This window comes from Rhodophyticola sp. (assembly GCF_965284195.1).
Lineage (GTDB): Bacteria > Pseudomonadota > Alphaproteobacteria > Rhodobacterales > Rhodobacteraceae > Rhodophyticola.
The window spans coordinates 2,303,863-2,329,778 of the sequence record NZ_CBDIRM010000001.1 but is presented as its reverse complement, the minus strand read 5'-3'; the positions used below and the strand labels follow the sequence as shown (position 1 = coordinate 2,329,778).

The 25,916-nt window shown below is 64.5% G+C and carries 29 protein-coding genes; 17 read left to right on the top strand and 12 right to left on the bottom strand.

The window, feature by feature from the left end; genetic code table 11:
• Window positions 1-11: 11 nt before the first annotated feature.
• The 4 genes from secD to ACQ651_RS11600 all read left to right on the top strand — a co-directional run bounded on the left by secD (window position 12) and on the right by ACQ651_RS11600 (window position 3,991).
• On the top strand, window positions 12-1,679 hold the full coding sequence (gene secD / locus ACQ651_RS11615; protein ID WP_430449347.1) for a protein translocase subunit SecD: 1,668 nt from the start codon (window positions 12-14) through the stop codon (window positions 1,677-1,679).
• Between the two features lie 88 nt (window positions 1,680-1,767).
• Window positions 1,768-2,865 (top strand): protein translocase subunit SecF, encoded by a 1,098-nt coding sequence (gene secF, locus ACQ651_RS11610; RefSeq protein ID WP_430450327.1) that lies wholly within the window; start codon window positions 1,768-1,770, stop codon window positions 2,863-2,865.
• Complete coding sequence (locus ACQ651_RS11605) at window positions 2,858-3,610, top strand: sulfite exporter TauE/SafE family protein (protein ID WP_227285083.1); 753 nt, start codon at window positions 2,858-2,860, stop codon at window positions 3,608-3,610. Before secF ends, ACQ651_RS11605 begins: the two co-directional genes overlap by 8 nt.
• A gap of 12 nt (window positions 3,611-3,622) precedes the next feature.
• Window positions 3,623-3,991: an Mth938-like domain-containing protein gene (locus ACQ651_RS11600; protein ID WP_227285082.1), complete on the top strand. Its 369-nt coding sequence runs from the start codon at window positions 3,623-3,625 to the stop codon at window positions 3,989-3,991.
• A gap of 28 nt (window positions 3,992-4,019) precedes the next feature.
• On the opposite strand, the gene ACQ651_RS11595 is transcribed toward ACQ651_RS11600, so the two are convergent.
• Window positions 4,020-4,709, bottom strand: a complete 690-nt coding sequence (locus ACQ651_RS11595; RefSeq protein WP_121899202.1) for a DUF1194 domain-containing protein — start codon at window positions 4,707-4,709, stop codon at window positions 4,020-4,022.
• Window positions 4,706-5,134 (bottom strand): VOC family protein, encoded by a 429-nt coding sequence (locus ACQ651_RS11590; protein WP_430449346.1) that lies wholly within the window; start codon window positions 5,132-5,134, stop codon window positions 4,706-4,708. Before ACQ651_RS11590 ends, ACQ651_RS11595 begins: the two co-directional genes overlap by 4 nt.
• A gap of 299 nt (window positions 5,135-5,433) precedes the next feature.
• On the opposite strand from ACQ651_RS11590, the gene thyX reads away from it, so the two are divergent.
• From thyX to ACQ651_RS11570, 4 genes are all read left to right on the top strand, one after another.
• Complete coding sequence (gene thyX / locus ACQ651_RS11585) at window positions 5,434-6,339, top strand: FAD-dependent thymidylate synthase (RefSeq protein ID WP_430449345.1); 906 nt, start codon at window positions 5,434-5,436, stop codon at window positions 6,337-6,339.
• A 65-nt stretch (window positions 6,340-6,404) separates the two neighbouring features.
• Complete coding sequence (locus ACQ651_RS11580) at window positions 6,405-7,643, top strand: hypothetical protein (RefSeq protein ID WP_430449344.1); 1,239 nt, start codon at window positions 6,405-6,407, stop codon at window positions 7,641-7,643.
• 1 nt (window position 7,644) lies between these two features.
• Complete coding sequence (locus ACQ651_RS11575; protein ID WP_375551698.1) at window positions 7,645-7,938, top strand: hypothetical protein; 294 nt, start codon at window positions 7,645-7,647, stop codon at window positions 7,936-7,938.
• A gap of 188 nt (window positions 7,939-8,126) precedes the next feature.
• Complete coding sequence (locus ACQ651_RS11570; RefSeq protein WP_121899206.1) at window positions 8,127-8,528, top strand: DUF2177 family protein; 402 nt, start codon at window positions 8,127-8,129, stop codon at window positions 8,526-8,528.
• Here the strand turns inward: ACQ651_RS11570 and ACQ651_RS11565 are convergent.
• Window positions 8,525-8,818: a hypothetical protein gene (locus tag ACQ651_RS11565; protein WP_430449343.1), complete on the bottom strand. Its 294-nt coding sequence runs from the start codon at window positions 8,816-8,818 to the stop codon at window positions 8,525-8,527. The genes ACQ651_RS11570 and ACQ651_RS11565 overlap by 4 nt on opposite strands.
• A 294-nt stretch (window positions 8,819-9,112) precedes the next feature.
• Entirely contained in the window at window positions 9,113-9,319 is a 207-nt protein-coding gene (locus tag ACQ651_RS11560; RefSeq protein ID WP_227285077.1) for a cold-shock protein, read from the bottom strand.
• A 222-nt stretch (window positions 9,320-9,541) separates the two neighbouring features.
• Between ACQ651_RS11560 and ACQ651_RS11555 the strand changes: the two genes are divergently transcribed.
• On the top strand, window positions 9,542-9,865 hold the full coding sequence (locus ACQ651_RS11555; protein WP_227285216.1) for an arsenate reductase family protein: 324 nt from the start codon (window positions 9,542-9,544) through the stop codon (window positions 9,863-9,865).
• Here the strand turns inward: ACQ651_RS11555 and ACQ651_RS11550 are convergent.
• The 4 genes from ACQ651_RS11550 to ACQ651_RS11535 all read right to left on the bottom strand — a co-directional run bounded on the left by ACQ651_RS11550 (window position 9,858) and on the right by ACQ651_RS11535 (window position 12,441).
• The gene (locus ACQ651_RS11550) at window positions 9,858-10,415 is read right to left on the bottom strand and encodes a DoxX family protein (protein WP_430449342.1); all 558 of its coding nucleotides are present in this window, start codon (window positions 10,413-10,415) and stop codon (window positions 9,858-9,860) included. The genes ACQ651_RS11555 and ACQ651_RS11550 overlap by 8 nt on opposite strands.
• On the bottom strand, window positions 10,412-11,155 hold the full coding sequence (locus tag ACQ651_RS11545; RefSeq protein WP_375551702.1) for a DNA-binding domain-containing protein: 744 nt from the start codon (window positions 11,153-11,155) through the stop codon (window positions 10,412-10,414). Before ACQ651_RS11545 ends, ACQ651_RS11550 begins: the two co-directional genes overlap by 4 nt.
• A gap of 8 nt (window positions 11,156-11,163) precedes the next feature.
• Window positions 11,164-12,018 carry an MNIO family bufferin maturase gene (gene bufB, locus ACQ651_RS11540; RefSeq protein WP_430449341.1) on the bottom strand — a complete coding sequence of 285 codons (855 nt, stop codon included), beginning with the start codon at window positions 12,016-12,018 and terminating at the stop codon, window positions 11,164-11,166.
• A 75-nt stretch (window positions 12,019-12,093) separates the two neighbouring features.
• Window positions 12,094-12,441: a BufA1 family periplasmic bufferin-type metallophore gene (locus ACQ651_RS11535; protein ID WP_375551704.1), complete on the bottom strand. Its 348-nt coding sequence runs from the start codon at window positions 12,439-12,441 to the stop codon at window positions 12,094-12,096.
• Between the two features lie 353 nt (window positions 12,442-12,794).
• On the opposite strand from ACQ651_RS11535, the gene ACQ651_RS11530 reads away from it, so the two are divergent.
• On the top strand, window positions 12,795-13,178 hold the full coding sequence (locus tag ACQ651_RS11530) for a hypothetical protein (RefSeq protein WP_375551705.1): 384 nt from the start codon (window positions 12,795-12,797) through the stop codon (window positions 13,176-13,178).
• Here ACQ651_RS11530 and ACQ651_RS11525 read toward each other — a convergent pair.
• Window positions 13,175-14,194 carry a Hint domain-containing protein gene (locus tag ACQ651_RS11525; RefSeq protein WP_430449340.1) on the bottom strand — a complete coding sequence of 340 codons (1,020 nt, stop codon included), beginning with the start codon at window positions 14,192-14,194 and terminating at the stop codon, window positions 13,175-13,177. The two genes, ACQ651_RS11530 and ACQ651_RS11525, sit on opposite strands and share 4 nt — an antisense overlap.
• Window positions 14,195-14,353: 159 nt before the next feature.
• Window positions 14,354-16,300: a threonine--tRNA ligase gene (gene thrS / locus ACQ651_RS11520; protein ID WP_227285071.1), complete on the bottom strand. Its 1,947-nt coding sequence runs from the start codon at window positions 16,298-16,300 to the stop codon at window positions 14,354-14,356.
• A gap of 106 nt (window positions 16,301-16,406) precedes the next feature.
• On the opposite strand from thrS, the gene ACQ651_RS11515 reads away from it, so the two are divergent.
• Entirely contained in the window at window positions 16,407-17,705 is a 1,299-nt protein-coding gene (locus ACQ651_RS11515; RefSeq protein ID WP_430449339.1) for an MFS transporter, read from the top strand.
• Between the two features lie 2 nt (window positions 17,706-17,707).
• Here ACQ651_RS11515 and ACQ651_RS11510 read toward each other — a convergent pair whose 3' ends face one another.
• Both ACQ651_RS11510 and ACQ651_RS11505 read right to left on the bottom strand, forming a co-directional pair.
• On the bottom strand, window positions 17,708-18,118 hold the full coding sequence (locus tag ACQ651_RS11510) for an MAPEG family protein (protein ID WP_227285069.1): 411 nt from the start codon (window positions 18,116-18,118) through the stop codon (window positions 17,708-17,710).
• The gene (locus ACQ651_RS11505; protein WP_227285068.1) at window positions 18,118-18,861 is read right to left on the bottom strand and encodes an ArsR/SmtB family transcription factor; all 744 of its coding nucleotides are present in this window, start codon (window positions 18,859-18,861) and stop codon (window positions 18,118-18,120) included. The genes ACQ651_RS11510 and ACQ651_RS11505 overlap by 1 nt, the downstream gene beginning before the upstream one ends.
• Before the next feature lie 151 nt (window positions 18,862-19,012).
• Between ACQ651_RS11505 and ACQ651_RS11500 the strand changes: the two genes are divergently transcribed.
• The 6 genes from ACQ651_RS11500 to ACQ651_RS11475 all read left to right on the top strand — a co-directional run bounded on the left by ACQ651_RS11500 (window position 19,013) and on the right by ACQ651_RS11475 (window position 25,913).
• Complete coding sequence (locus tag ACQ651_RS11500) at window positions 19,013-19,759, top strand: alpha/beta hydrolase (RefSeq protein ID WP_430449338.1); 747 nt, start codon at window positions 19,013-19,015, stop codon at window positions 19,757-19,759.
• Window positions 19,752-20,735, top strand: coding sequence for an alpha/beta hydrolase (locus ACQ651_RS11495; RefSeq protein WP_430449337.1), 984 nt, complete (start codon window positions 19,752-19,754; stop codon window positions 20,733-20,735). Before ACQ651_RS11500 ends, ACQ651_RS11495 begins: the two co-directional genes overlap by 8 nt.
• Before the next feature lie 97 nt (window positions 20,736-20,832).
• A complete protein-coding gene (locus ACQ651_RS11490; RefSeq protein WP_430449336.1) occupies window positions 20,833-21,921 on the top strand; it encodes a LacI family DNA-binding transcriptional regulator in 1,089 nt (362 codons plus the stop codon).
• A gap of 34 nt (window positions 21,922-21,955) precedes the next feature.
• A complete protein-coding gene (locus ACQ651_RS11485) occupies window positions 21,956-23,302 on the top strand; it encodes an ABC transporter substrate-binding protein (protein ID WP_375552751.1) in 1,347 nt (448 codons plus the stop codon).
• Between the two features lie 84 nt (window positions 23,303-23,386).
• Window positions 23,387-24,622 (top strand): carbohydrate ABC transporter permease, encoded by a 1,236-nt coding sequence (locus ACQ651_RS11480; RefSeq protein WP_375551712.1) that lies wholly within the window; start codon window positions 23,387-23,389, stop codon window positions 24,620-24,622.
• Window positions 24,623-24,698: 76 nt separating this feature from the next.
• Window positions 24,699-25,913, top strand: coding sequence for a carbohydrate ABC transporter permease (locus ACQ651_RS11475; RefSeq protein ID WP_430449335.1), 1,215 nt, complete (start codon window positions 24,699-24,701; stop codon window positions 25,911-25,913).
• Window positions 25,914-25,916: the final 3 nt, after the last annotated feature.

Sequence of the window (25,916 nt, the reverse complement as noted above, 5' to 3'; positions counted from 1 at the left end):
AGCCGCCCGCGATGCTGAACATCCCCATCTGGAACCGGGTGCTGATCTGGGGCGTGGTCGTGATCGGCCTCGCGCTGGCGATGCCGAACCTGTTTTACGACCGGGTGGAGCGGCACAACGATGCGGTGGCCGTGATCGAGGAGACGGGGGCGACCACCGACGCGCTGGAGGCGGATCGGGCCGGCTGGCCCGAGTTCCTGCCCGGGACGCTGGTCAATCTGGGGCTGGATCTGCGCGGCGGCGCGCATCTGCTGGCCGAGGTGCGGGTCGAGGACGTCTATGAGCAGCGGATGGATGCGCTGTGGCCCGAGGTGCGCGACGCGCTGAGGCTGGAGCGCGACGTGGTGGGCACGATCCGCCGGCAGGAGGCGCCCGCGGGCGAGTTGCGGGTACAGATCTCCCAGCCCGAGGGGATGGCGGCGGCGGTGGCCGCGGTGCGCGCGGTGGCGCAGCCCGTGGTCAGCCTGACCGGCATCGCCCAGAGTACGCTGGACGTACGTGGCGAGAACGACGTGCTGATCGTGACGCTGAGCGCGGCCGAGCAGCAGGCGACCAATGACCGGACCATGCAGCAATCGGTGGAGATCGTCCGCCGCCGGGTGGACGAGGTGGGCACGCGGGAGCCGACGATCCAGCGGCAGGGGGACCGGCGGATCCTGATCCAGGTGCCGGGCATCGGGTCGGCGGAGGAGTTGAAGCTGCTGATCGGCACGACCGCGCGGCTGACATTCCACCCGGTCGTGGGGCGTGCGGGATCGGCCGACGAGGTGCCCGGGTCCCGCCAGATGGTCCTGCCGTTGCTGGACGAGGAGGGCGTGTACTACATTCTGGAGCAGACGCCCGTGGTGACCGGCGACGATCTGGTCGACGCGCAGCCCGCCTTCGATGCGCAGACCGGCCAGCCGAGCGTGACGTTCCGGTTCAACCCCAACGGCGCGCGTGCCTTCGGCGAATACACCGCCGCCAATGTGGGCGCGCCCTTTGCCATCGTTCTGGATGACGAGGTGATTTCCGCGCCCACGATCCGGCAGGCGATCACCGGCGGGTCGGGGCAGATCACCGGGAATTTCAACGTGCAGCAATCCACCGATCTGGCGGTGCTGCTGCGGGCGGGTGCGTTGCCGGCGGAGATGACCTTCCTCGAAGAGCGGACCATCGGGCCGGAACTGGGTGCCGACAGTATCGCGGCAGGCGAGATCGCGGCGCTGGTGGCCTTTGCCGCGGTGCTGGTCTTCATGGTGCTGAGCTATGGGCTGTTCGGGATTTTCGCGAGCGTCGCGCTGATCCTGAATGTGGGCCTCATCTTCGGGATCCTGTCGCTGATCGGGGCGACGCTGACCCTGCCGGGGATCGCCGGGATCGTGCTGACCATCGGGATGGCGGTGGATGCCAATGTGCTGGTATTCGAGCGGATCCGGGAGGAGCTGAAGACGGCCAAGGGCCCCGCCCGCGCGATCGAGCTGGGATACAGCCGCGCGCTGAGCGCGATCATCGACGCCAACCTGACGACCTTCATCATCGCCGTGATCCTGTTCACGCTTGGCTCGGGCCCTGTGCGGGGCTTTTCGGTGACCCTGGGCATCGGGATCATGACATCGGTCTTCACGGCCATTTACGTCACCCGCCTGCTGATCGTGACCTGGTTCGACCGCCGGCGTCCCAAGACAATCGAGGTCTGACAAGATGCGCCTGCGCCTGGTTCCCAACGAGACGAATTTCAACTTCTTCCGATATGCCCGCGCGACCTTCGGGGCGTCGGTCGTGGCCATGGTGCTGTCGATCGGTATCTGGCTGGCCATGGGGCTGAATTTCGGGATCGACTTCCTGGGCGGCACCACGTTGCGCGTGGAAAGCAGCCAGGAGGTGGTGGTGGCCGATTACCGCGCCGCGCTGGAACCGCTCGGCCTTGGCGATGTCGCGATCACCGAAGTGTTCGACCCGACCTTCGAGGCGGGCCGCAACGTGGCGATGGTGCGCATCCAGGCCCAGGAAGGGCAGGAAAGCGTGGCGGCGGACACGGTGAACGCCGTGGAGGAGGCGCTTGGATCGGCCTTCGGGGGCGCCCTGTCGGTCTCCTTCGACACCGGAACATGGACGCAGGAGGCCGCGGCCGCCGCGCTGGCGGACGCCGGCATCGCGGCCGAAATCTCCACCGGGGACACCTCCGCCCTGCGGCTTCCGGCGGGTTTGCCGGTGGGAAGCTGGCAACAGATCGTGGATGTGCTGGGCACGGACCAGCCAACCGGATCGGGCGTGTCCTTCGCCTATGACGGGATGACCTTCCCCTCGGTGGAAAGCGTCGGGCCGAAAGTGTCGGGCGAGCTGATCATGACCGCCCTGCTGGCGGTGGGTGTCTCTCTGGCGGCGATCTTGATCTATATCTGGCTGCGCTTCGAATGGCAGTTTTCGTTGGGCGCGGTGGCGGCGCTGATCCATGATGTGGTGCTGACGATCGGGGTGTTCAGCCTGCTTCAGATCCGCTTCGATCTGGCGACCATCGCGGCGCTTTTGACGATCATCGGCTATTCGATCAACGACACGGTGGTGATCTTCGACCGGCTGCGGGAAAACCTGCGGAAATACAAGAAAATGCCGTTGCAGGACGTGATGAACTTGAGCGCGAACGAAACCCTGAGCCGGACCCTGATGACCAGCGGAACGACGCTTCTGGCGCTTCTGGCGCTGCTGATCCTGGGTGGCGACGTGATCCGCGGTTTCGTCTTCGCGATCTTCTGGGGCGTGATCGTGGGCACCTATTCGTCGATCTATGTGGCCAAGAATGTGGTGTTGATGATCGGCGTGAAGCGCGACTGGTCGAAGCCCGACGCGAATGCGGGAACCCAGTTTTCCAACATAGATGCCTGATGCGCTGAGCGCCGTGCTGGCCCTTGACGGGCTGGTATGGATATTGGGGGTGACCGCGCTGGCCGGCGTGATCTATGGATTTGCCGGTTTCGGATCGGCGCTGATTTTCATGCCGCTGGCCACGATCTGGCTGGAGCCCGCCTTCGCGATAGCGGCCTTTTCGCTGTCTGCGGTCGTCTCCTTGTTCACGGTGGTGCCGCGGGCCTGGGGCGTGGCGGACAAACCGGCCACCTTCACCATGATCGGAGCGGCGTTTCTGAGCGCGCCCTTCGGCATCTACCTGTTGCGAGTGCTGGATGTGGACCTGATCCGGGCCGCGGTGGCGGGCACGGTTCTGGGCACGCTGGCGGCGCTGATGGCGGGCTGGCGCTATGCCACGCGGCCGGGTTTCGCCGCACGCGCCGGGGTGGGCGCGGCGACCGGTGTTCTGGGCGGGCTGACCGGGCTGATGGGGCCGATCGTGATCCTGTTCAATCTGGGCGCGGGCAACCGGGCCGATGTGATGCGGGCCAACACGTTGCTGTTTCTAACGATCATCACCATTCTGGTTCTGCCGCAGATGGCGTTTCAGGGCATGTTGAGTGTCAGCGCCCTGTGGTTGGGCGTGCTGATGATGCCGGTCTATGCAATCGGCACCCGGTGCGGGCAGGCGTTGTTCGACCCTGCCTATGATGTCCTGTACCGGCGTGTCGCTTATGGCATAATCGCCCTGGCGGGTGTCATGGGCCTGCCGGTCTGGCAATGAAGGGCAAGCGCGATGCGGCTGAATGAAGTGCATTATGACGACAGCAAACCGGTCGACGGATATGGCCCCGGGTTTTTCCGCGTCGGCGGCGTGGTGATCGAGGGGGGCGTGTTGCTGCTGCCCTCGGGCGTGTCGCCATGGGACGGGTACGAGGCCAGCGCGCCACTGCTGGCGGCGGCGCCGGAGATCGATGTGCTGCTGTTGGGGACGGGGGCGGAGATTGCCCATATTCCGGCCAAGCTGCGCGACGCGCTGGAGGGGGCGGGGGTCGGTCTTGAGGTCATGGCCTCGCCCTCGGCCTGCCGGACCTACAACGTTCTGCTGGCGGAGGGGCGGCGGATCGGCGCGGCAATCCTGCCGGTTCCGGGCGAGACCGGCTGAGCGGCGGCGCGGTCCCGCCGGTCTCGGATCAGGGCTCCAGTTCGCCCAGGATCATGACCCTGAGTTCCCGCTCCAGCTTGCGGCGCATGACCTCTTCGAAATGCTCGTGATTGATCGCGTGCTCGACGAAGGCACCCGGGCCGCGGATCACCTCCTGTTCGTAATAGAGCTCGATTTCCCGGGACGCGCCGCCGATGGCGAGGCCGTTCACGGTGATGTTGTCGAGCGGAAAATGCTCATAGGCGGCCGCCGGGGGGAATCCGTCGTTGTTCTGGCCGTCGCCGGAGATGTCGAGGGTCTGGAACAGGCAGGGCGGCGCCTCGGCGAAGCGTTCGGCGGCATAGCCGATGGCATAGCCGAGCGCGGTCGGGAAATCCGCGTGGCTGCGGGTGGCGGCGGCGATCTGTTCGGTCACGCCGACCAGATCCTCCTGCGTTTCGATCAGCGTCCAGTCGACGAGGATATCCTGCTGAAACCGGCCGCTCCATTCGTAGATGCCAAGGGCGACGGGGCCGGGGCCGTTGAAAAACCCGTTCTGCACTTCGGGCGACAGCAGGGCGGAGACAAGGCCGTTGATCTGCAAAGCATATTCGGCTTCGTCCACTGAGGCGGAGACATCCATGGCCAGAAGCAGCGCCAGCCTGCACTGCTCCTGCGCATGGGCGGGCAAGGCGGTGGCCGCGACAACGGCCAACGTTGTCAGGGCCGGGCGGATCACCAGTGCCCGGTATTGGGCATCGAGGCCCAGGGCTCGGTGGGGGCCAGACGCTCCCCTTCCTGCAACAGCTCGATCGAGATGTTGTCGGGGGAGCGGACGAAGGCCATGTGCCCGTCGCGCGGGGGCCGGTTGATGGTGATGCCCGTATCCATCAGTTTCTGGCAGAGGTCGTAGATGTTATCCACGCGATAGGCCAGATGGCCGAAATGGCGGCTGTCCGAAGGCAGGCCCTCGTCGCCGTCCCAGTTATAGGTCAACTCGATCGGGCATTCCTCCTGACCCGGGGGGGCCATGAAGACCAGCGTGAAGCGCCCGCCCTCGTTTTCCATGCGTTTGGTCTCGCGCAGGCCGAGCTGCTGGTAGAAGGTCATGCTGGCCTCCAGATCCTTCACGCGCACCATGGTGTGGAGGTATTTCAGTCCCATATCGGTATCTCCCTGCTTGCCTTTTGCGACAGCCTAGCGCGGGTTTCATGCAATCACACCCTCTGAGTTCGGTAAACTTCCCGTGCGCGGGGCAAAACCGGGCGGATCGGCGCCCATGGCGGAGGCCGCCCAGGCAGAAGGGCCGCGCCCTGGGCGGGGGCGGCTGGTAGGGCAAGCGGTCGCGGCGATGCGGAAATGGCCCCATGGATCCCTGGCGGCCCCCTTTATCTTGCGTGTTCCGCCCGGGCTGATGCAAGATGTTGTAGATCCCGAATCTTCAGAATGAAAGAGTCCCTCCCATGCCGTTGACCCCCGAGCAATTGGCCGACATCGATGCCAGCCGCCAGAACCCGCAACCGACCCTGCGCGCCGTGGCCCCGGGGATGGAACAGCATCTTTACAAGGCGCAGCCGGTGCTGGACCACGGGTTCGTGCGGGTCATCGACTATATGGGCGACGATGCGGCGATCGTGCAGGCGGCGCGGGTGAGCTATGGCGCGGGCACGAAAAAAGCGCGCGATGACAGCGGCTTGATCCGCTACCTGATGCGGCACTGGCATTCCACCCCGTTCGAGATGTGCGAGATCAAGCTGCATGTGAAACTGCCGGTCTTCGTGGCGCGGCAATGGATCCGGCACCGCACGGCGAATGTGAACGAGTATTCCGCGCGCTATTCGATTCTGGACCGGGAATTCTACATCCCCGCGCCCGAACATCTGGCGGCGCAATCGACGGTGAACAATCAGGGGCGCGGCGAGGTGTTGCAGGGCGCCGAGGCCGCGCGGGTGCTGGAAGTGCTGAAGGCCGACAGCGCGCGCGCCTATGACCATTACGAGGAGATGCTGAGCCAGAAGGGGCAGGCGGGGCTGGCCCGCGAACTGGCACGGATGAACCTGCCCGCCAATGTCTACACGCAATGGTACTGGAAGGTGGACCTGCACAACCTGTTCCACTTCCTGCGGCTGCGCGCGGATGCCCATGCGCAATACGAGATCCGGGTCTATGCGGAGGCCATCGCGGAGATGGTCAAGGACTGGGTGCCCGCCGCTTACGGCGCGTTCGAGGATTACCGGATGGGCGGGGTGAACTTGAGCGGCAAGGCGGTCGAGGTGCTGAAACGCCGGCTCGCCGGGGAGACGGTGACGCAGGAGGCCTCAGGGATGAGCAAGGGGGAATGGCGGGAGTTTGAAGGAGTGTTTGGGTGAACGAATCGGACCTTCTATGCTATGATCCTATTCTTTATTAAGATGAAGATCCGAGGATCTGTATATTGCATAGACTTCTTGTTGCTTCAGTCGTTTTGGCAGTTTCGGCTGGCACCGTTTCGGCTCAGAGTGAGATTCAGCTTGAGTTGACATCTCCCCTCGGGTCGCTTCAAGAGCTGGGCGTGAGTGTTCTAATCGACCTATTCCCGGCAGGCGTTGAGTCGTCAAGTGAGATACCGCCAGACAGATCTGTAACTGAGGGATTTGTCTACTATGTCGACCGCGACCAACTGCGCTCGGCGGCGTCGCTCTGTTTTCGTGTCCAAAATGCTGATTATCGGGTTTACCTAGAGTGTATTCGACCCGAAGAAGCAAGCTTCTTGCAGGAAGCCGAGATCCTTTTCGAACGCACAGTAGTTCCTTACGAGACGCTCCTCTTCAACCTGCGAGCAGATGCGAAGAGTTTGATAGAGACCCCTCAGGACTGGTCCGCGGTTGAAGCGGTTTTCTCCGATCTCTTCCGTGCTCAAGGAGGCATGTTGCACTGGAGCGACCTCGATCTTTGGGCGCAAGCTATCGATGAATACGGGTCGCGAGGCCTCATCGGAAACGCGGATGTATTGATCCTCCCTCTATTGGTGGACGAAGAGAACTCAATCGCAATGCAAGTCGCGTATAACAGCAGCTCGTTTCCCGCGATGATGCATAGATGGTTGTTTTCCGACGCCATGGAGATAGATGATAGTGATAGTGCAACCGGTTCACCGACCGCATTTGTGACACGAATCCGGCAGATTTATCGGGAGCATCTGGGAATCCCTCCAGAGGTCTATGCCGAACGTTTCCCCGCTTTTGAACTCAATGAGTATTACTATCAGCTTCTTAGAGCAGCTGTTGCAATGAGCCTTTGGGATATTGAGCGGCGGGGTTCTGAGAATGAAAGTGTCAATTTGGTATCCATCTTCTTAGGGGCAAATAACACATACTCGACACCAATTCGTGAATACCTTGACAGCTGCATTAATCATCAGACCCAAAACTCAAAATATGCTATTGCTTGTCTTACCGCGTTCGGTGAGTTGAGAGAGCACATACCGCTTTCAAGACTGCCCGAGTTCGAGATAGAGAACATTATTTCCAGAATGGCAGGCATGTTGCTTTGTCGCAGCGTGCCGGAGAACACCGAGCTTCTGAACGCTCGGCTACAGGTCCAGGACTTACTTACACCGATTGCCCAGCAGACTTGCCAGGGCGATATAGCCTGTGGCGTCGAAGCGTCGATCTGTTTTGGTACGGAGGAGTAAAATGACTGATACTACAGCAACAGGCGCAGACGAACAACAATTGCAAACTCATCGTCGCGAAACAGAAAGCAGATTACTTCGCCTTGTGCAACTTCAGGTTCTTGCGTCGATCGCAATAGGTGGCTTTGTAATTGGCGCAGTTGTCTACCTGGGTGCCGATGGGACTGGCGAAGACAGAACAGAAACCCTATCAACCCTCAGGGATTGGGGAGGTATGGTCATGGGGTTCTTCTTCGGTTCGATGTTCACGCAGATGAGTACCATCGTAGAAGCCTTTCGGTCGGATAAGTCATAAGATCATGATCCCCCGTGCTCGGGCGCTACCCTCTGTGACACGCTCCCCCGCGGGCTCCGCCCGTTCGGTCCCGGACTGTTCTGGTGAGGCCGTCGCGAGGCGAGGTTCATTGCATCCACGCACAATCCTCGCCGAGCGGCCCCTTACGCTCTATGTCTTTCGGAACACGCCAACCGGAGCCGCGCCCGATGTCCCTTCTGATCCTCTTTCTCGCCACGTCGCTCATCTTCCTCATCGCCGATGCGATCATGCTGTCCACGGTGATCCAGCCGATCTTCCAGCGCCATCTGGGGGACGGGCTTTATGGCGGGTTTCGGATGGTGCCGGCGATCCTCTTCTACCTCGTGGCGATGCTGGGCATTCTCTATTTCGCAGGCTGGCCCGCGTTGCGGGACGGGACGCCCCATACCGCGCTGATCAACGGGGCGATCCTGGGTTTCGTGACCTATGGCACCTATGAACTGACCTCCTGGGCGGTGATGCGCGACTGGCATCCGCAGATGGTGGTGGTCGACATGGCCTGGGGCACGGTGCTGACGGCCGGTTCGGCCTGGGGCGGGGTGATGGTGGCCCGCGCCTTCGCCGCCTAACCGTCCACGGGCACCAGCCCCCGGACCCGGTTCATCGCATCGGCGCGCATGGCCGCGACGAGATCGGAATTGCTGTCTTCCCAGTCCTTGAAGGCCGCATAGGCCGCGGTCATCTGTGCGAACCGTTCCAGCGTGCCGCGCGGGGCCAGATCGAAGCCGGTGACGAAATAGGTTTTGACCGTATCGTATGTGGCGGTGCAGGCCTGCATTTCCTGCGGGCTCATCGGGCGCGTCGCGGCGGTGGCGTCGCAGGCGTAGTAAAGGGCCAGAACGGCCAGAAATTCGGACATGATACTGCTCCTCTCCCCCTTGGATCGGGACGGGAGGCGGCGGTGCGGCGGAACGGGGCGTCGGGGAGGGGCCGCCCCATAGCGGCCGTCACCTCCCGGTTTTGGTCTGGGACCGAATCTAGCCCGATATGTTCGAAAATATCGTTAATGGCCCGGCCGGCCCCGCCACGGAGGCCCGAAACGGGGGGATCCGCCCGGGAAACGGGCGCCTGGCCGAAAAATGCTGCAAAGCAGAAAAGCGCCGCCCGGGATGGCCCGCGCAGCGCATGAGACCCCGCCCGGGCGGGGGTCGGTTCAGAGTTTTTCCAGCTCCACCGCCGACGCGCGGCCGTCGCGGCCCTCGCGCAGCTCGTAGCTGATCTTTTCATTGTCGGCGAGGCCGGTCATGCCAGCGCGTTCCACAGCCGAGATATGCACAAATACGTCCTTGCCGCCATCATCGGGGGCAATGAACCCGTAGCCTTTGGTGGTGTTGAACCATTTTACAGTGCCTGTGGGCATCGTCGTCGTCTTTCCTTCTCAGTCAGTCCCGCCCGCGGTAGTGCGGCGGCGCGGTGTCGTCAGGGCCGTCCTGTTGGAGTGCCTTCTTGAGAGGGCGGTTCAGCGTAAACCTGTTGTCACGACAAAAATTGTGGGGCGAAATCGGAAAAAGGCAAGGGGTGGGTTGCGGCACCGGGCGCTTTGGCATCAATTCGCATGGCAATCGGGCAAAGGGCGGAAAAGATGATCGTTTACGGGCTGAAGACATGTGACACCTGCCGGAAAGCGGTGAAGGCGCTTGCCGCGGCGGGGCGGGAGCCGGTGTTGCGCGACATCCGCGCCGCGCCGCTGTCGCCGGAGGAACTGGCCCGGTTTCTGGAGGCTTTCGGCGCGGATCTGGTCAATCGCCGGTCGACCACGTGGCGGGGCCTGTCCGAGGCCGAGCGCGCGGCCGCGCCCGACGCCTTGCTGCGGGCGCATCCGGCATTGATGAAGCGCCCGGTGATCGACGCGGACGGGCGGCTTTATCTGGGCTGGGACGCCACGGTTCAGGCGGCGGTCATCTAGAGGCGCGCTGCGCGCGGCCGAGCAGGGCATCGACCGAAAGCGGGCCCGCGCCACGGAACACCAGCACCAGCAGCAGGAACACCCAGAACGCGCGCTGATCGAGGATCAGGCTGCCGGAGGCGCCGTCGAACCAGCGGCCGATATCCTCGGCCCCGATGCCATGGCCGTAGATATCGACCCAGCTTTGCGCGACGACGAAGCCGATCATGCCCAGAGCGGCGAGCCGGGTTAGAAATCCGACGAGGATCAGGAACGGCAGGACGAATTCGGCGATCGTGCCGGAGACCACCATCGCATGGGCCATGATGCCGAGTTGCCCGGGGTCGTAACCCGCCGCTTCGAACAGGCGCGGCGTGATTTGGGTATAGGCCCCGAAATCGACATTGTAGAAGCCGAGGATCCCGTCGCCCAGTTTGGTCTGGCCGGAGTTCCAGTAGTAGATCAGCAGCGTTCCGGCGAAGATAAGCCGCGCGAGCGTGGGGATCAGGGCGGGGGCGAGCGCTTCGAGGGCGCCGAAGATGCGGTGATGGAGCTGGATCAGGGCGGTCATGGGTCTTTCCGTTCGAGGGTGAGGGCGCCGCTGGAGATGAAAAGCGAGAGCAGCGCGGAGATATCGGCCTCGGGTTCGGCCGCGAGGGTTGCCGCCATCGCCTCGGCCAGGCTGATGCGGCCTTTCAGCAGGCGGGCGAGGGCGACGCCGCCCCTGGGCAGAAGATGCGGCGCGGGATCGAACCCCGGCCGCGTGATCAGGATATCCTGCGCGCCGGCTGCCGGTCCGGGGGCTGTGCTGTCGGTATTCGCGCGCCAGATCGCGAAGATCGGATAGCGCGACTGAACGACCAGCGTGGCCGGCGCGACCAGCGGTTTCAGGGCCAGCATCGCATCCGGGTCGAGACCGCCCACATCCAGCGGGGCGGCATCGGCGGCATGGTAGGATTGGCGCAGGCCAAGCTCCAGCCGCGCGATATCCGGCAGATAGGGCAGATGGGCCACGGGCGGAAAGCTTGCCAGAAAGCCCGGCAGGCGCTGGCCGTAAAGCTGAAGCCGGGGGCTGGCGGGCGGATGGGCGCGCACGAACACCCCCGCCATGGCCTTGAAGAACGCATCGCCCACCAGTTTGCGCAGGACCGGAAACCCGGTTTCCAGCGCCTCCGTCAGGGACACGACCACATTGTTGCGATAGACATCGAACCGCTTGCCCGCCGGGCCGCCGAACCCGTCGTTCACCCCGCCGGGCGCGGCGCGGTCCGGATCCAGAACCGCATCGGTGAAGCTGGATTGACGGTGCATGGCCGGGCTCACGCGGTGACCGGCGACAGGATCGCGTCCGCGCGCGCGGCCTCGGCCCGCAACGTGGCGAAGGCGGGCACGTCGGTGTCCCATTCGATCAGCGTGGGCCGCGGGCCCGATTGCGCGATCGTGTAGCGATAGAGCGTCCAGACCGGATCCACGACCGCGCATCCGTGGCTGTCGATCAGCAGCGGGCGGCCCGTATCATCCACATCCGCGTCATGGCCGCCCAGATGCACCTCCCCCACATGGGAGAGCGGGAAGGCGTCGATATAGGCGCGTGCGTCGGTGCCCTGATTTGTGGCGGAGACGAAGACGTTATTGATGTCGAGCAGCAGACCGCACCCGGTGCGGCGGGCCAGTTCGGACAGGAAATCCACCTCCTCCATCGTGGTTTCGTCGAAGGCCAGATAGGTGGAGGGGTTTTCCAGAAGCATCCGGCGGCCCAGCACATCCTGCACCTGCCCGATATGGGCACCGACGCGCGCCAGCGTGGCATCGGTGTAAGGCAGGGGAAGCAGATCGTTCAGATAGCCCGTATCATGGGTGGACCAGGCCAGATGTTCGGAAAAGCTTGCCGGGTCGAGCCAGTCGCACAGATGCCGGAGGCGGTTCAGGTGATCGCGGTCGAGCGGTCGTTCGCCGCCGATCGACAGGCCGACGCCGTGCACCGAGATCGGGAACCGCTCGGCCAGGGCGCGGAGTTGCGCGATGGGGCGGCCCCCGTCGCCCATGTAGTTTTCGGCATGGATTTCCAGCCACCCGACCGGGCCGGGATCGGCGAGAAGATCGGCGTAGTGCCGGGACTTGTACCCGATGCCGATGGCATGGGGCAGACGGGACGGAACGGACATGTCGCGCATGATACACCGATTTCTGGCAGGCGGGCACCCCGGCGCGGTTTGCACGGCGCCGGGGTGCCGGAAGCGGGCCTGATTTCAGACCGGGCGCAGGATCGAGGCGTCGGTGCCTTCGGGCAGGTCGCGGGCCAGGCCTTCGAACCCGTCGGCTTCCAGCGACGCCTCGGTTTCGCCCATGCGGCCATCGGGCAACTCGATATCGGCGCAGGTGCCCGCGGGCACCAGGGTCCAGGCGTTGCCCTGATAATCGACGGTCGAGGTGCCGGCGCAGGTGGTGCCGGGGCCCGCGGCGCAATCGTTTTCGCCCGCAAGGCTTACGCCGAAGCATTTTTCCTGCGCCTGGGCCTGCGCCGGCGCGGTGGCGTGGGCCGTCAGAGCGGCGGCGGCGGCGCCCAGAAGCGCCAGGGATTTCACGTGGGTCGACATGTCGGTAACTCTCCAGGATTGGTTAGACGGCAAGATCGCAACTAGCTGCGATGGGCCAACAGCTAGCGGGCGGGGCCGCTCACTGGCCAATCACAGACCCGTGGCCCACGAGCCCGTGAGCATTTGCGAGACGCCTGTGAGCCCGCCGGGGTCCGGGTGCGGCAGGGGGCAGGGTGCGAAAAACAAGGCGGTTTCGCCGATTGCCGGCGCATGCGCGCCAAGAGCCGCGATTTGCGGCTGTAACGGGGAAACGGGGCAATTGTTTCACCGCAAGCCCGGCGCGCGCCCGCCTTGGATTGCCGGCGATGAGGGGCCATATCGGTGGGGATTCGTGCAGCAGATAGGGTTTGAACATGCGCAATGCGGCCTTGGTCCTTGGGATAATCGGCGGCGTTCTGGGAATGATCGTCGGCTTTTTCGTCTACGGATATGTGGCGTTCATCGAGTATTTCGGGGAGGTGCCGGATCTGGCGCGGCAGGTGGACCGCCCGGAACTGTTCCAGACCGTCGCGATCCTCGCGCCGCTTCTGGCCGTTGCGGGCGGTGCGATGGCGCGCGCCCGGGCGCTGTGGGGTGGCGTCCTGCTGCTGATCTCGGCGGCGGGCATGTATCATGCGTTCGGCTTCAACGTGGCCACGATGTTCCCCATCGCCTTTTGCGGTCTGGGCGGCGTTCTGGCGCTGGCCGCGGGCAGGCCGGACGAGGAGGTGGCGCATTTTGAGCGCCGCGCCCGCTAGACCGACAGCGCGCGGTATTCCCGGACGCTGAGAACCGGGTGGGCGGCCTCGACCGGGGCGTCCGAGAGTTCGGGAAACAGAGACAGAAGCTCCGCCCGTTGCATGGGATCAAGGCTGCGCAAGGCTTCGGGGCCGGGCAGGAGTGTTTCGCTCCAGATGCCGTTGCTGCGGATTATCTCGTGATTTCGGCACATCAGGTGATAATAATGGACGCCGCCGGGCGGAAAGATCTGGCGGATCGTCTCCCCGTTGCAGAGCGCCTTGGCCGGGACCAAAACCTGATTGCTGCCAAAGGCCATCTCCGCCGCGGCCGATCTGTGCAGCACCCGATGCTGGGGCGAGACCATCAGGGTACGGTTCGGCCCGTTCCGGAGACTGTAGGGGCCGATGGAGATCGGGGCCAGATGCGGCGCGCGGTGCAGGTCTTCGGCGCTCAGCCAGCGGTGCCCGATCCAGGTAAGTAACTGGGCGCCGTGCCGCTGTGTCAGGACCTCATCCCAGAGATCGAGGGTTTCAACGGCGCGGGGGCCGTCCGGCGTGTCGATCTGGGTGCCGCTGGCAAAGCAGATGACGTCATAGGGCACTTCGGGGCCGTCGATCCCGTTGTTGCCGAACCGGTAGAGCGTGCCGGGGGTGATGGGTTTGTCGGTGAACACAAGCTGATTGGTGCCGGAATTCGATGCCCCCGTCCCGATGCGGCCGACGTAAAAGGTGATCGGATCGTTCCCGCGGGTGACAAGCGCCAGTTCAAGCTCGATGCTGGCGCCGGCGGGAAAGGTGGTGCCGTTGACCGTAAGCGGCGCGGCCAGCGTGGATATAACCCCGTCTTCCAGAAACGCATCCTGCAACCGGCTGTCGTCGTCGGAGATGCTCACCTGCACCTCGGACGCGTCGGCATCGAGCCTGCTGCGCGTTCCATTCGCAAATCGGGGAGTGGTTTGGGAGGCGTTATCCGGGTCGCCAAGCGGGCCGGAAAAGTCGGAAATCTGCCATGCAGACAAGGAAAAAACGGGCATTGGGCAACCTGATACTACAACACACAGATGCGCAAAAAATTGCGCTTACCCATCGCCCGCGAACACTATAGGGCGCATGCGGGGCCTTGTCACCGGTTGCCTTTGCCGCCCGTTTTGCCGGGCGGGTTCCTGCCTGTCGCCGAAGAGGCGCCGGGGCGATTACCGCAGATCGGGGGGCACGGCCTCTTTGGTGAGATCGTCCAGCATTTGCGGCACCGGCAGCACGCTGGTCTGTTTCTCGCCCAGACGGCGGAGCGTGACGGTGCGGTCCTCCACCTCCTTGCGACCGATGGCGAGGATCACGGGTACCTTGCCCACCGAATGCTCCCTGACCTTGTAGTTGATCTTCTCGTTGCGGATATCGGCCTCGGCGCGGATGCCCGCATCCTTGAGCATCTGCGTCACCTCCTGCACATAGTCGTCCGCCTCCGAGACGATGGCGGCCACGACCACCTGACGCGGGGCCAGCCAGAACGGCAGCTTGCCGGAGTAGTTTTCGATCATGATACCGATGAAGCGCTCGAACGAGCCCAGGATCGCGCGGTGCAGCATGACGGGCCGGTGCTTCGCCCCGTCCTCACCGATATAGTTGGCGTCGAGCCGTCCGGGCAGGTTGAAATCGGCCTGGAAGGTGCCGCATTGCCATTCGCGGCCGATCGCGTCGGTCAGCTTGAAATCGAGTTTCGGGCCGTAGAAGGCGCCTTCGCCCGGGTCGATCTCGTAATCGTTACGGACGCTGAGGATGGCTTTCTCCAGTGCGCTTTCCGCCTTGTCCCAGATCTCGTCGGAGCCCACGCGAATTTCGGGCCGGGTGGAGAGTTTGATGTCGAACTCCGAAAACCCGGTGTCGCGGTAGATGCTGGACAGCAGATCGATGAAGCGCGCGCATTCCGCCTCGATCTGGTCTTCGGTGCAGAAGATATGCGCATCATCCTGCGTGAAGCCGCGCACCCGCATCAGCCCGTGCAGCGCGCCATGGGCCTCGTAGCGGTGGCACGAGCCGAACTCGGCCAGACGCAGCGGCAGATCGCGGTAGGATTTGATGCCCTGGTTGAAGATCTGCACGTGGCAGGGGCAGTTCATCGGCTTGAGCGCATTGGTGCGTTTCTCGTTCGCGTGCTCTTCGTCGATCTCCGTGATGTACATGTTTTCACGGTATTTGTCCCAGTGACCGGAGGCCTCCCACAGCTTGCGGTCGACGACCTGCGGGGTCTTGATCTCCTTATAGCCGGCCTTGGTGAGCTTGCGGCGCATGTAGTCCTCAAGTTCGCGGTAGATCGACCAGCCATTGGGGTGCCAGAAGACCATGCCGGGCGCCTCTTCCTGAAAGTGGAACAGCTCCATTTCGCGGCCGAGGCGGCGGTGATCGCGCTTTTCGGCCTCCTCCAGAAAGGTCATATGGGCCTTCAGCTGCTCCCGGTTCTGGAACGCGACGCCGTAGATCCGCTGAAGCTGCGGCCGGTTTGAATCGCCGCGCCAATAGGCGCCGGCGACCTTCATCAGCCTGAAGGCATCCGCGGGCACCTGCCCGGTATGCTGAAGATGGGGGCCGCGGCAGAGATCCTGCCAGTGACCGTGCCAGTACATCCTGAGCGGCTCGTCGCCGGGAATGCTCTCGATCAGTTCGACCTTGTAGGGCTCGTTATTGGCCTTGTAGAAGCCGATGGCGCGGTCGCGCTCCCAGATCTCGGTGGTGACCGGGTCGCGGCGGTTGATGATCTCTTTCATCTTCGCCTCGATCACGCCCAGATCCTCGGGCGTGAATGGCTCCGCGCGGTCGAAATCGTAGTAAAATCCGTTCTCGATCACCGGGCCGATGGTGACCTTCACCTCGGGCCAGATCTCCTGCACCGCACGGGCCATGATATGGGCGCAGTCGTGGCGGATCAGTTCCAGCGCCGGTTCGGCATCCTTCATCGTGTGGATGGCGATCTCGGCATCGTCCTCGATGGGCCAGGACAGATCCCAGTGGGCGCCGTTCACCGAGGCCGAAATCGCCTTTTTCGCAAGGGAGGAGGCGATGCTTTCAGCAACCTCCGCCGGGGTGACGCCAGCGGCGTAGTCGCGGGAATTGCCATCGGGGAATGTCAGGGAAATCTGGGCCATCGGCCATCTCCTCGTCGGTCTGGCGCCTACAAAACGCCCGGTTGCGGGTTTGGGTCTGTGTGCTATGTGCCTTCCTCGCAGACCCAAGTCAACGCCAGGGACTCTGATGAACGATACATTCGAGGAAACGGTCTTCGAGGCCGTGTTCGATGCCGATGCCTCCGCGTCGGATCTTCCCGAGGGCGCGGAGGGCGCCGAAGCCGGGAACGCGCTGCGCCATGCTGCATCGCTGTCGATGACCAAGGTCGCGGACGGGCTGATCGATCCGAAACTGGTTTTGTCATGGCTGCTGACGACATTGGGGGCGCCTGCGCTCTTTGTGGGGCTGCTGGTGCCGATCCGCGAGGCCGGGGCGCTCTTGCCGCAGCTCTGGACCGCGGACCGGGTTCACGCCCTGCGCGTCCGCAAATGGGTCTGGGTGGGCGGAAGCGCGGTGCAGGGGGCGGCGGCGGGCGGTATCGTTCTGGCCGGTCTGACATTGCAGGGCATGGCCGCCGGTCTCACGATCTGCGCATTGCTGGCGGTGCTGGCGCTGGCGCGCAGCCTGTGTTCGGTCTCCTACAAGGACATTCTGGGCAAGACGGTCGCCAAGACCCGGCGCGGGACGGTGACCGGGCTTGCCTCCTCCGTGGCGTCGGTGGGGGTGGTGGCGTTTGCGCTTGCGCTGATCTGGGAGCCCGCGCCCCGGCTGACGCTGGTGATCGGCGCGCTGGTGCTGGCGGCGGCGTTCTGGCTTTTGGCGGCGACGCTTTTTTCCACCCTGTCGGAGCGCCCGAGCGAGGAGACGGCGGAGCCCTCGGGCAACCCGCTCAGGCATCTGGCGCTTCTGGGGCGCGATGCGCAGCTGACCCGGTTCATCGCGGTGCGCGGCCTGCTGACGGCGACGGCGCTCGCCCCGCCCTTTCTGGTGCTTCTGGGCAGCGGCGGCGATGGCGGCCCCTTCGCGCAACTGGGCGCGCTGGTTCTGGCCTCGGCGGTGGCGTCGCTGCTCAGCTCCTACATCTGGGGGCGGCTGGCCGACCGGTCCAGCCGCAAGGTCCTGCTGCTGGCCGGATGCGCCGGCGGCGCGGCGCTGGTGGCGGCCGTCCTGCTGCATCTGGCGGGCCTCTTCACCCAGACCTGGGCCGTGGCGTCGGTGCTGTTCGTGCTGATGATCGCATATCACGGCGTCCGGCAGGGGCGATCCACCTATCTGGTCGACATGGCGCCCGCGGATCAGCGCGCCGCCTACACGGCGGTGTCGAACACGGTGATCGGGGTGATCCTGCTGGCCAGCGGGGCGTTCGGGGCGCTGGCCTCGGCCCTTGGCGCGGTCTGGGCCGTGGGCGTCTTTGCGGCGATGAGCCTTGCCGCCGCCGCGGTGGCCCTCGGCCTGAACGAGGTGGAACAGGCCGAGGGGTCTTGACGCTAGAGGCCGGCGGCGAACACTGCATAGGCCATGATCATGCAGCACAGCCATCCGGCGGTGAAGATGATGGGCCGGATCGGCATTCCCGCCACGCCGGTGATCATGCCGAGCGCATGGGCGACGCGAAGCCAGAAGAAGGCGATCGACGTCCAGTATGTGAGCGCGGTGAACCCGTCCATCCGGTCGACCAGCAGAACCAGGATGGCGAAGGGAATGCCCTGTTCCAGCAGGTTCAGATGCGCCCGATGGGCACGCTGCACCCAGGGGCGCAGATTGCTGATCGTGGCGGGCCGTGCGAAGGCCTCCTCCTCGGACGGGTCCGAGGAGATGCCGATCACATAGGGGATCCAGAGCGACGCCGCGAGGATCATCAGACAGGTCAGAATGCCCAGTTCGGTGGGGAATTCCATCAGGCCGCTCCTTTCAGGGCCACGCCTGTCTCCAGATAGGACTTGAGCGACGAGGCAAGGCGTGCCCAGCCCTCGCCGAAGCCTTCCTGACCCGGTGCCATATCGTAATGCTCGATCGTGAGCATGCAGGTCTCGCCCTGGGGCTCGATCAGATAGACCATGTGGGAGGCGGGCGCGTCCGGCCCCATGAAGGCAGGCTCGAAGGTCATCGCGATACGGGTCTTGGGATCCATCTCGGTGGTGACCTGACGCAACATCGTGTTGCCGTCGGGCAGGATGAACTCGGTCACATTGTCCGGTTTGGGATCCCCCCGCACCTCGCTGCACATGAAATGATAGGCGGCCATCTGATCGGCCCTGGTCAATGCATCCCATAGTGCATCCTGCGAACAGCGGATGAACGTCTGCATCATGAAGTCGGGTTTACCCATAATTCCCTCTCTTTCCAGCTTGGTTTTAAGATCGCTCAAAGCCCGGGCCTGCGGTCTCAGGAAGGGCGCGACCCAGCGGTCGAGCATCTCCTGCAGGGGCAGGGCATTGAGATAGTGGTACTTGAACCGCCCATGGCGGCGGGTGACGACGAGATGGGCGTCTTCAAGGATCTTGAGGTGCTTCATGACCCCGAACCGGGTCATATCCGGCTGCTCTTCCAGATCGGTCAGGGTTTGCCCGTCTTTGCGCCGCAGGCTGTCCAGCAGCGCACGGCGGGTCGGGTCGTTGAGGGCTTTGAAGATCGCATCCATGAGAGGCTTATACGTGAATAAATAGTCACGTGACAATATGGTAACTTAAAAAATGCTCACGTGGCGTTATTTGCAGTGGAATCAGGGTTTTCCTTGTCTGAAACGGCAGTCCGTGCAGGAATGAGAGCCGGTTTCCGGGAGGATATGCGCCATGGATGACGGGATGTTGACGACGCCGCAGGGCAGGCGGCTGGCCTATGACCGAATCGACGGCGCGGGGCCGGGCGTGGTCTTTCTGGGCGGGTTCAAATCCGACAAGGAGGGGACCAAGGCTTTGCATCTGGAGGCCTGGGCCAGGGCCCGCGGCCGGGCGTTCCTGCGGTTCGACTATTCCGGGCATGGAACCTCTTCGGGCGAATTCACCGAAGGCACGATCGGCGACTGGGCCGCAGATGCCAGTGCTGCGATCCATGCCTTGACGGAGGGGCCGCAAGTGCTGGTCGGCTCGTCCATGGGCGGCTGGATCGCGCTTCTGATGGCAAGGCGGCATCCCGAAAGGCTGGCCGGGCTGGTCACCATCGCGGCGGCGCCGGATTTCACCGAAGACAGCATGTGGGCCGGGTTTTCCGACACGCAGAAGGCCGAACTGGCCGAAACCGGGCAGGTGGCGCTGCCGTCTGAGTATGGCGAGCCCTACATCATCACCCGACGCCTGATCGAGGAGGGCCGGGACCAGCTTGTTCTGCGCGCGCCATTGGAGATCGGTGTGCCCGTCCGCATGCTTCAGGGCACGGCGGATGCGGATGTGGACATGTCGGTTGCGCTGCGCCTTCTGGACCATCTGGAGGGGCCGGATATCCGGCTGCAACTGGTCAAGGGCGCGGACCACCGATTTTCTGACGAAACCTGTCTGGCGCTGATCACGACGGCGGTCGAGGAGGTTATCGGCCATGCGTAGCCTTGGCAGATGGCTTGGCCGGGCGCTTCTGGTGCTGGTCCTGCTGGTTGCGGCGGTCTGGCTCTTCGCCCCGGCAGAACCCGTGGACCGCGCCGGGCCCTTCGCGGGCGATCTGGGCGACCCGGCGGCTTTCTACGCGGCCCGAGAGGCGATGTTCGACGATATCACACCCGGGACGGAGGCGCGGATCATCTGGGCGGGGGAGGCGGGGGCGCGGACCCCGCTGAGCCTGCTTTACATCCACGGGTTTTCCGCCACCTCGGAAGAGATCCGCCCCGTCCCCGACACCGTCGCCGCAGAGCTGGGCGCAAATCTGGTCTACCCCCGGCTGACGGGCCATGGGCGTGGTGGTGTCGTGATGGCCGAGGCGCGTGCGGGCGACTGGATCGACGACACGGCCGAGGCGCTGGCGGTGGCGCGGGCCGTGGGCGAGCGGGTGCTGGTGATCGGCACCTCCACCGGCGCCACCCTTGCCGCGATCGCGGTGACCGAGCCGGACATGGCCGAGGCGATCGTGGGGGTGATCATGGTTTCCGCCAATTTCGAACTGGCCAACCCGGCGGCGGTGCTGCTGGAATGGCCCGCCGCACGGGTCTGGGTGCCGTGGCTTGTGGGCGACACGCGCAGTTTCGACGTTCAGAACGCCCGACATGGCACCTATTGGACCTCCTCCTATCCGACTGTCGCGGCGGTGCCGCTTGCGGCGCTGATGCGGGAGGCGCGGAGCCGGGATTACACGGATGTCACCGTGCCGCTTCTGTCGATCTATTCGCCGGAGGATCAGGTGATTTCGGCCGAGGCTGCGCAGGCCTTTGCCGATGGCTGGGGCGGGCCGGTGACGGCCGTGCCGCTGGACCTGCCGGAGGAAGGCGCCGACCCCTACAGCCATGTGATCGCGGGCGACATCCTGAGCCCGGCGATGAGCGCGCCGGTGACCGACCTGATCCTTGACTGGGTGACGGCGCAGGGCCTCTGATCTCGCCCGTCTTGCCGCGTTGCAGAAACGGGTTTTGATGTTTTCCCTTGCCGAAACCGGTTTCGGAAGAAACTTTATGAGTCGGGGAGAGAGATCAATGTCAGTCGCAAAGCCATCCCGGATGCGCAACCCGCGGGTCACGATCAACGATCTGGCGCGGTCGCTCGGTCTGGCCAAGGGCACGGTCAGCCGGGCGCTGAACGGCTATCCGGATATCGCCGAGGCGACCCGCGTCCGGGTGATGCGCGCCGCCGAGCGGATGGGCTATCGGCCGCTGGCGCAGGCGCAGGCGATCCGCACGGGGCGCGCCCGCGCGCTCGGGCTGGTGCTGAATGCCGGCGGAGACGATGCGCATAAACCGTTTCTCACCGATTTTCTGGATGGCATCTCGCGCGCGGCCTCCGAGGAAAGCTGGACGTTGACCGTGGCCACGGCGCAGGACGAGGCCGATGAGGTCGCGACCCTCGCCCGGCTGATCGACGAGCGGAAGGTGGATGGGTTCATCCTGCCGCGGACCCGGCTTCGGGACGCCCGCATCGCGCTTCTGAGGGCGCGCGACGTGCCGTTCGTTCTGTTCGGGCGCACCGCCGAGCCCGTGGGCTGCGCGTGGCACGATATCAGTGGCGAGAGCGCGATGAGGGCCGCGGTTCTGCGGCTGGCGCGCCGCGGCCATACCCGCATCGGCTTCATCAACGGGGCGCTGGACTACACCTATGCGCATCTGCGGCGCGAGGGCTATCTGGCGGGGCTGGCGGAGGCGGGTCTGGAGATGCGGCCCGAGTTGATGACCAGCGGCGCGATCACGATGGCGCAGGGCGAGACGGAGGGCGAGCGGCTGCTGACGCTGGCCGAGCGCCCCACCGCGGTTGTCTGCGCGCTCGATCTCGCCGCGCTTGGCCTTTACCGCGCGGCGGCGCGCCACGGTCTGCGGATCGGGGCGGATCTGGCGGTGATCGGGTATGACGGCATCCCCGAGGCGGCGACGGCGCATCCGCCGCTGACGACCTATGCCGTGGACAGCCGCGCCGCCGGCGCGCGTCTGGCCAAGCTGCTTTTCGCGCGGATCCGCGGGGTCGACCCGGAGCGTCTGCGGGAGGAAGTGCCGGCGCAGCTGATCGCGCGCGGATCGGATGTTGCGGAGTATCACCCGGACCCGGCCGCCGTGCCGGACCGTGCAGGAACCTGAACACTCACTGGGAGGAAAGACCATGACGATGATGATGAAAGGGACCCGTATGGCCCTGCTGGCCGCCGCGTCGAGCCTGGCGCTCGCTTCGGTGGCGGCGGCGCAGGACACGATCCGGTTCTGGACCACGGAAGAACAGCCCGAACGTCTGGCGCTGCAGGAGGCGATGGCGGCGGAGTTCACCGAGGCGTCCGGTATCTCGGTCGAAGTGATCCCGGTGACCGAGAGCGATCTGGGCACGCGGGCGACGGCGGCCTTTGCGGCGGGCGATCTGCCCGACGTGATCTACCACCCGCTGCAATACGCGCTGCCCTGGGCGGAGGCCGGCATTCTTGATATCGACGCCGCAACCGATGTGATCGAGGAGCTGGGGGCCGAAACCTTCGCCCCCGGCGCGCTGAACATGGCCTCGATGGAGGACGGGTTCGCCTCGGTTCCGGTGGATGGCTGGACGCAGATGATCGTCTACCGGGCCGATCTGTTCGAGGAGAACGGGCTGGAGCCGCCGACCACCTATGCCAATGTGCTGGCCGCCATCGAGGCGCTGCACAACCCGCCCGAGATGTTCGGCTTCGTGGCGGCGACCAAGGTGGACGAGAACTTCATGAGCCAGGTTCTGGAGCATGTGTTCCTTGCCAACGGGGTCAGCCCCGTGGGGCCGGACGGGGTTCAGCCGCTGGACGAGGCGGCCACGACCGAAGTGCTGGAATTCTATGCCGCGATCGTGGAGGCATCGCCCGACGGGGAGCTGTTCTGGCAGCAATCGCGGGAACTCTATTTTGCGGGCCGGGCGGCGATGATCATCTGGTCGCCCTTCATTCTGGATGAACTGGCGGGGCTGCGGGACAGCGCGCCGCCGACCATCACCGACGACCCGACCAGTGGCGAACTGGCCTCGCGCACCGGGATCGTGACCAATTTCGCCGGCCCGTCGAACCCCGATGGCGCGGCCTGGGCCGATATCCGGTATTTCGGGATCACGGCGGATGCCAACACCGATGCGGCGATGGCCTTCGTGGAATACTCCATGGCGGAGGGATACACCCAGACGCTGGCCATCGCGCCCGAGGGCAAGTTCCCGATCCGCCGCGGAACGGCAGATAACCCGACCGCTTTCACCGATGCCTGGGCGCAGCTTGACGTGGGCGTCGACCGGCGCGCGCCCCTGGGTGACCTCTATGCCCAGGAGATGATCGACGAGATTGTCGGCGGCCTCGATGTGGCGCAGCGGTGGGGCGTCGCCGAGGGGCAGCTGGCGCTGGCCAGCCGGATCGTCAACAGCCAGGTCATCAACCGGCTTGTCCGCGAATACATGGACGGCGTGCGCGATGCGGCGGCGACCGTGGCGCTGATGAACGAGGAACTGGCGCGGATCGAGTGACCGGCCCGCACTGAACCCTTCCTGCGAGGCTTCGGGCGGGTCATCCCGCCCGGGGCACCCCGCCCCGATGTCGGAGTGTCGATGATGACAACCGCGATCCCGCCCAAGGGAACCGGCCCGCTGGCCCGTCGCGAGGCGCGTCTGGCCTGGGGTCTGCTGTTTCCCACATTGGCCAGTGTGATGCTGGTGGTGATCCTGCCCCTGCTGGCGATCTTCTGGATTAGTTTCAAGCCGGTGGACCTTGCCGATTTGCGCGCGGCGGCGCCGATGGTGCGGGAAGACCTGCGCGATGCAGATGAAGCAGCACCCTATATTCGCTACCGGATCCGCAATTCCAGCCAGACCGATCCGATTTCCGACATCGTGCTGAGCGATATGATCCCCGATGGGGTGGAACTGCTGGAGGTGCCCGAAGGCTGCGTGCTGGAGGCGCGGGCGCTGACCTGCCGGTTCGACCTGCTGGACCCGGGCGGGCGGTTGACGCTGGAACTTCCCGTGGCCGTGCCGGGGGATATCGAGGCGGCCGAGATCGCGATAGAGGCCGATCAGCCCGCGATCAGCGGCGCGGCGGAAAACGTGCTGACCAGCGGGGAGTTCACGCTGGAGAATTTCGCGGAGTTGTTCGATGCGCGCGAATTCTGGACGGTGATCGGGGCCACGCTTTTCTACACGGTTTTCGGCACCTTCGGCGCGCTGATCGTGGGGCTGTTCGCAGCGCTGCTTCTGAACAAGGAGTTTCGCGGGCAGGGCGTGCTCAGGGGGCTGTATCTGTTTCCCTATGTGGCCCCTGTGATCGCGGTGGCGTTTTCCTGGATCATCCTCTTCGATCCGTTTTCGGGTAGCGTCAACGCGCTGCTGATCCAGATGGGCGTCACCGACGACGCGATCAATTTCTTCGGAGAGCGCCCGCTGGCGCTGATCATGGTCACGGTCTTCGAGATCTGGCGCTATTTCCCGCTCTCCTTCCTGTTCATCCTTGCGCGGATGCAATCCATCGATACGGACATGTACGAGGCTGCGGATGTGGATGGCGCATCGCCGTTCCAGAAATTCCGCTATCTGAGCCTGCCGATGCTGATGGGCATCCTGAGCGTTCTGTTCCTGTTGCGCTTCATCTGGACCTTCAACAAGTTCGACGACATCTTCCTTCTGACCGGCGGCAATGCGGGCACGCGGACGCTGACGGTGAATGTCTACGAGCAGGCCTTCGCGCTCAGCAATATCGGGGCGGGCGCGGCGGTGGCCGTGGTGATCCTGATCTGCCTTTTGTGTTTCTCGTGGTTTTTCTTCCGGTTCATGTCGAAGGAGGAGGGGCTGTGATCTGGCGTTGTGCCGCCCGGCGCGCGGCCCCCGTAGCGGCCCGCCCTAGGGGCGACGTCAAGAGGGAGGCGGGGACATGAAGGTTTTCTGGAACAGTTTCATTACCGGGCCGCTTCTGGGCGTGTTCTGGGCCCTGATCGTGGCGACCGCCGTGGCGGTGTTGTTATCCTTCGTCACCGGCGCGGCGTTTCGGCCCGGATTGAGCGGATGCCTGATACTGGGCGCGCTGGCCGGGCTTGCAGCGCTGGAGATCCGGGCGGGCTGGATGCTGGTGGCCGGTCTGTCGGCGCTGGCGGTCGCGCTCAGCTATACCGGGATCAGCCCGATCCATGTCTCGGGTGATGCCGATCTCGGGGCGCATCTGATGGCGGGCATCGGCTTCGCCCTGGCGCTTGGCTGGCCGATGTCGGTGATCCTGCATGGCTGCCCGAGGGGGCCGCTGACGCGGCATGAATGGGAGGAAGCGGTGATCCGCTTTCTGACCGGGTTCGGGTACATCTTCTTTACCGCCGCGGTCGCGATCCCGTTTTACGTGATGGTGATGACCAGCCTGAAAACGCAGGGCGAACTGATTGCCAATCCGCTGGACTTCACCATCGACCTGAGCCGTGGGTGGGAGTTGTTCCGGAGTTACGACGAGCTGTTCCGGAACTTCAATTTCGGCAGCTATCTCTGGACCAGCTTCTATATCTCGATCCTGACGGTGCTGATCACGCTCGCCTTTTCGATCCCGGGCGCCTACGCGGTGGCGCGGCTGCGCTTCAAGGGGCAAAAGGCGCTCTCCCGCTCGATCCTGCTGATCTACATGGTGCCGATGATCGTTCTGGCCCTGCCGATCTATATCGCGTTCTCGATGACGGGGCTCAGAAACTCCATCGCGGGGATCGTGATGATCTATCCGGTCACCACGATCCCGGTCGCGCTTTACATGCTTCAGGGCTATTTCCGGGGACTTCCGGCGGAGGTGGAGGAGGCCGGTCTGATGGATGGCCTGAGCCGGTTGCAGGTGATCTGGAAGATCACCCTGCCGCTCAGCCTGCCGGCGCTGGCCAGCGTTTCGCTTTACGTCTTCATGATCGCCTGGAACGAGTTCCTGCTCGCCTTCATGCTGCTGGACGATCCATCGAAATTCACGCTGACGCGGGGGATCGCCTCGCTCAACTCCTCGGAGATCCCGCGCCAGCATCTGATGGCGGGCGCGGTGATCGCGACGGTACCGGTGATGGCGCTGTTCCTCGGGCTGGAGAAATTCATGACGCGCGGTCTGACAGCGGGATCGGTCAAGGGATGACGA

What these genes read in the sequence shown, in the direction of transcription:
- ACQ651_RS11550 (WP_430449342.1), bottom strand. Translation starts at nt 10,415, where the DNA reads ATGACCGCCCTGATCCAGCTCCATCACCGCATCTTCGGCGCCCTCGAA.
- ACQ651_RS11480 (WP_375551712.1), top strand. Translation starts at nt 23,387, where the DNA reads ATGACAACCGCGATCCCGCCCAAGGGAACCGGCCCGCTGGCCCGTCGC.
- ACQ651_RS11565 (WP_430449343.1), bottom strand. Translation starts at nt 8,818, where the DNA reads ATGTCCGAATTTCTGGCCGTTCTGGCCCTTTACTACGCCTGCGACGCC.
- ACQ651_RS11525 (WP_430449340.1), bottom strand. Translation starts at nt 14,194, where the DNA reads ATGCCCGTTTTTTCCTTGTCTGCATGGCAGATTTCCGACTTTTCCGGC.
- ACQ651_RS11600 (WP_227285082.1), top strand. Translation starts at nt 3,623, where the DNA reads ATGCGGCTGAATGAAGTGCATTATGACGACAGCAAACCGGTCGACGGA.
- ACQ651_RS11475 (WP_430449335.1), top strand. Translation starts at nt 24,699, where the DNA reads ATGAAGGTTTTCTGGAACAGTTTCATTACCGGGCCGCTTCTGGGCGTG.
- ACQ651_RS11535 (WP_375551704.1), bottom strand. Translation starts at nt 12,441, where the DNA reads ATGTCGACCCACGTGAAATCCCTGGCGCTTCTGGGCGCCGCCGCCGCC.
- ACQ651_RS11555 (WP_227285216.1), top strand. Translation starts at nt 9,542, where the DNA reads ATGATCGTTTACGGGCTGAAGACATGTGACACCTGCCGGAAAGCGGTG.
- ACQ651_RS11500 (WP_430449338.1), top strand. Translation starts at nt 19,013, where the DNA reads ATGGATGACGGGATGTTGACGACGCCGCAGGGCAGGCGGCTGGCCTAT.
- ACQ651_RS11495 (WP_430449337.1), top strand. Translation starts at nt 19,752, where the DNA reads ATGCGTAGCCTTGGCAGATGGCTTGGCCGGGCGCTTCTGGTGCTGGTC.
- ACQ651_RS11510 (WP_227285069.1), bottom strand. Translation starts at nt 18,118, where the DNA reads ATGGAATTCCCCACCGAACTGGGCATTCTGACCTGTCTGATGATCCTC.
- ACQ651_RS11505 (WP_227285068.1), bottom strand. Translation starts at nt 18,861, where the DNA reads ATGGATGCGATCTTCAAAGCCCTCAACGACCCGACCCGCCGTGCGCTG.
- secD (WP_430449347.1), top strand. Translation starts at nt 12, where the DNA reads ATGCTGAACATCCCCATCTGGAACCGGGTGCTGATCTGGGGCGTGGTC.
- ACQ651_RS11485 (WP_375552751.1), top strand. Translation starts at nt 21,956, where the DNA reads ATGAAAGGGACCCGTATGGCCCTGCTGGCCGCCGCGTCGAGCCTGGCG.
- ACQ651_RS11515 (WP_430449339.1), top strand. Translation starts at nt 16,407, where the DNA reads ATGAACGATACATTCGAGGAAACGGTCTTCGAGGCCGTGTTCGATGCC.
- bufB (WP_430449341.1), bottom strand. Translation starts at nt 12,018, where the DNA reads ATGCGCGACATGTCCGTTCCGTCCCGTCTGCCCCATGCCATCGGCATC.
- ACQ651_RS11570 (WP_121899206.1), top strand. Translation starts at nt 8,127, where the DNA reads ATGTCCCTTCTGATCCTCTTTCTCGCCACGTCGCTCATCTTCCTCATC.
- ACQ651_RS11545 (WP_375551702.1), bottom strand. Translation starts at nt 11,155, where the DNA reads ATGCACCGTCAATCCAGCTTCACCGATGCGGTTCTGGATCCGGACCGC.
- ACQ651_RS11590 (WP_430449346.1), bottom strand. Translation starts at nt 5,134, where the DNA reads ATGGGACTGAAATACCTCCACACCATGGTGCGCGTGAAGGATCTGGAG.
- thyX (WP_430449345.1), top strand. Translation starts at nt 5,434, where the DNA reads ATGCCGTTGACCCCCGAGCAATTGGCCGACATCGATGCCAGCCGCCAG.
- ACQ651_RS11560 (WP_227285077.1), bottom strand. Translation starts at nt 9,319, where the DNA reads ATGCCCACAGGCACTGTAAAATGGTTCAACACCACCAAAGGCTACGGG.
- ACQ651_RS11490 (WP_430449336.1), top strand. Translation starts at nt 20,833, where the DNA reads ATGTCAGTCGCAAAGCCATCCCGGATGCGCAACCCGCGGGTCACGATC.
- secF (WP_430450327.1), top strand. Translation starts at nt 1,768, where the DNA reads ATGGTGCTGTCGATCGGTATCTGGCTGGCCATGGGGCTGAATTTCGGG.
- ACQ651_RS11605 (WP_227285083.1), top strand. Translation starts at nt 2,858, where the DNA reads ATGCCTGATGCGCTGAGCGCCGTGCTGGCCCTTGACGGGCTGGTATGG.
- thrS (WP_227285071.1), bottom strand. Translation starts at nt 16,300, where the DNA reads ATGGCCCAGATTTCCCTGACATTCCCCGATGGCAATTCCCGCGACTAC.
- ACQ651_RS11575 (WP_375551698.1), top strand. Translation starts at nt 7,645, where the DNA reads ATGACTGATACTACAGCAACAGGCGCAGACGAACAACAATTGCAAACT.
- ACQ651_RS11530 (WP_375551705.1), top strand. Translation starts at nt 12,795, where the DNA reads ATGCGCAATGCGGCCTTGGTCCTTGGGATAATCGGCGGCGTTCTGGGA.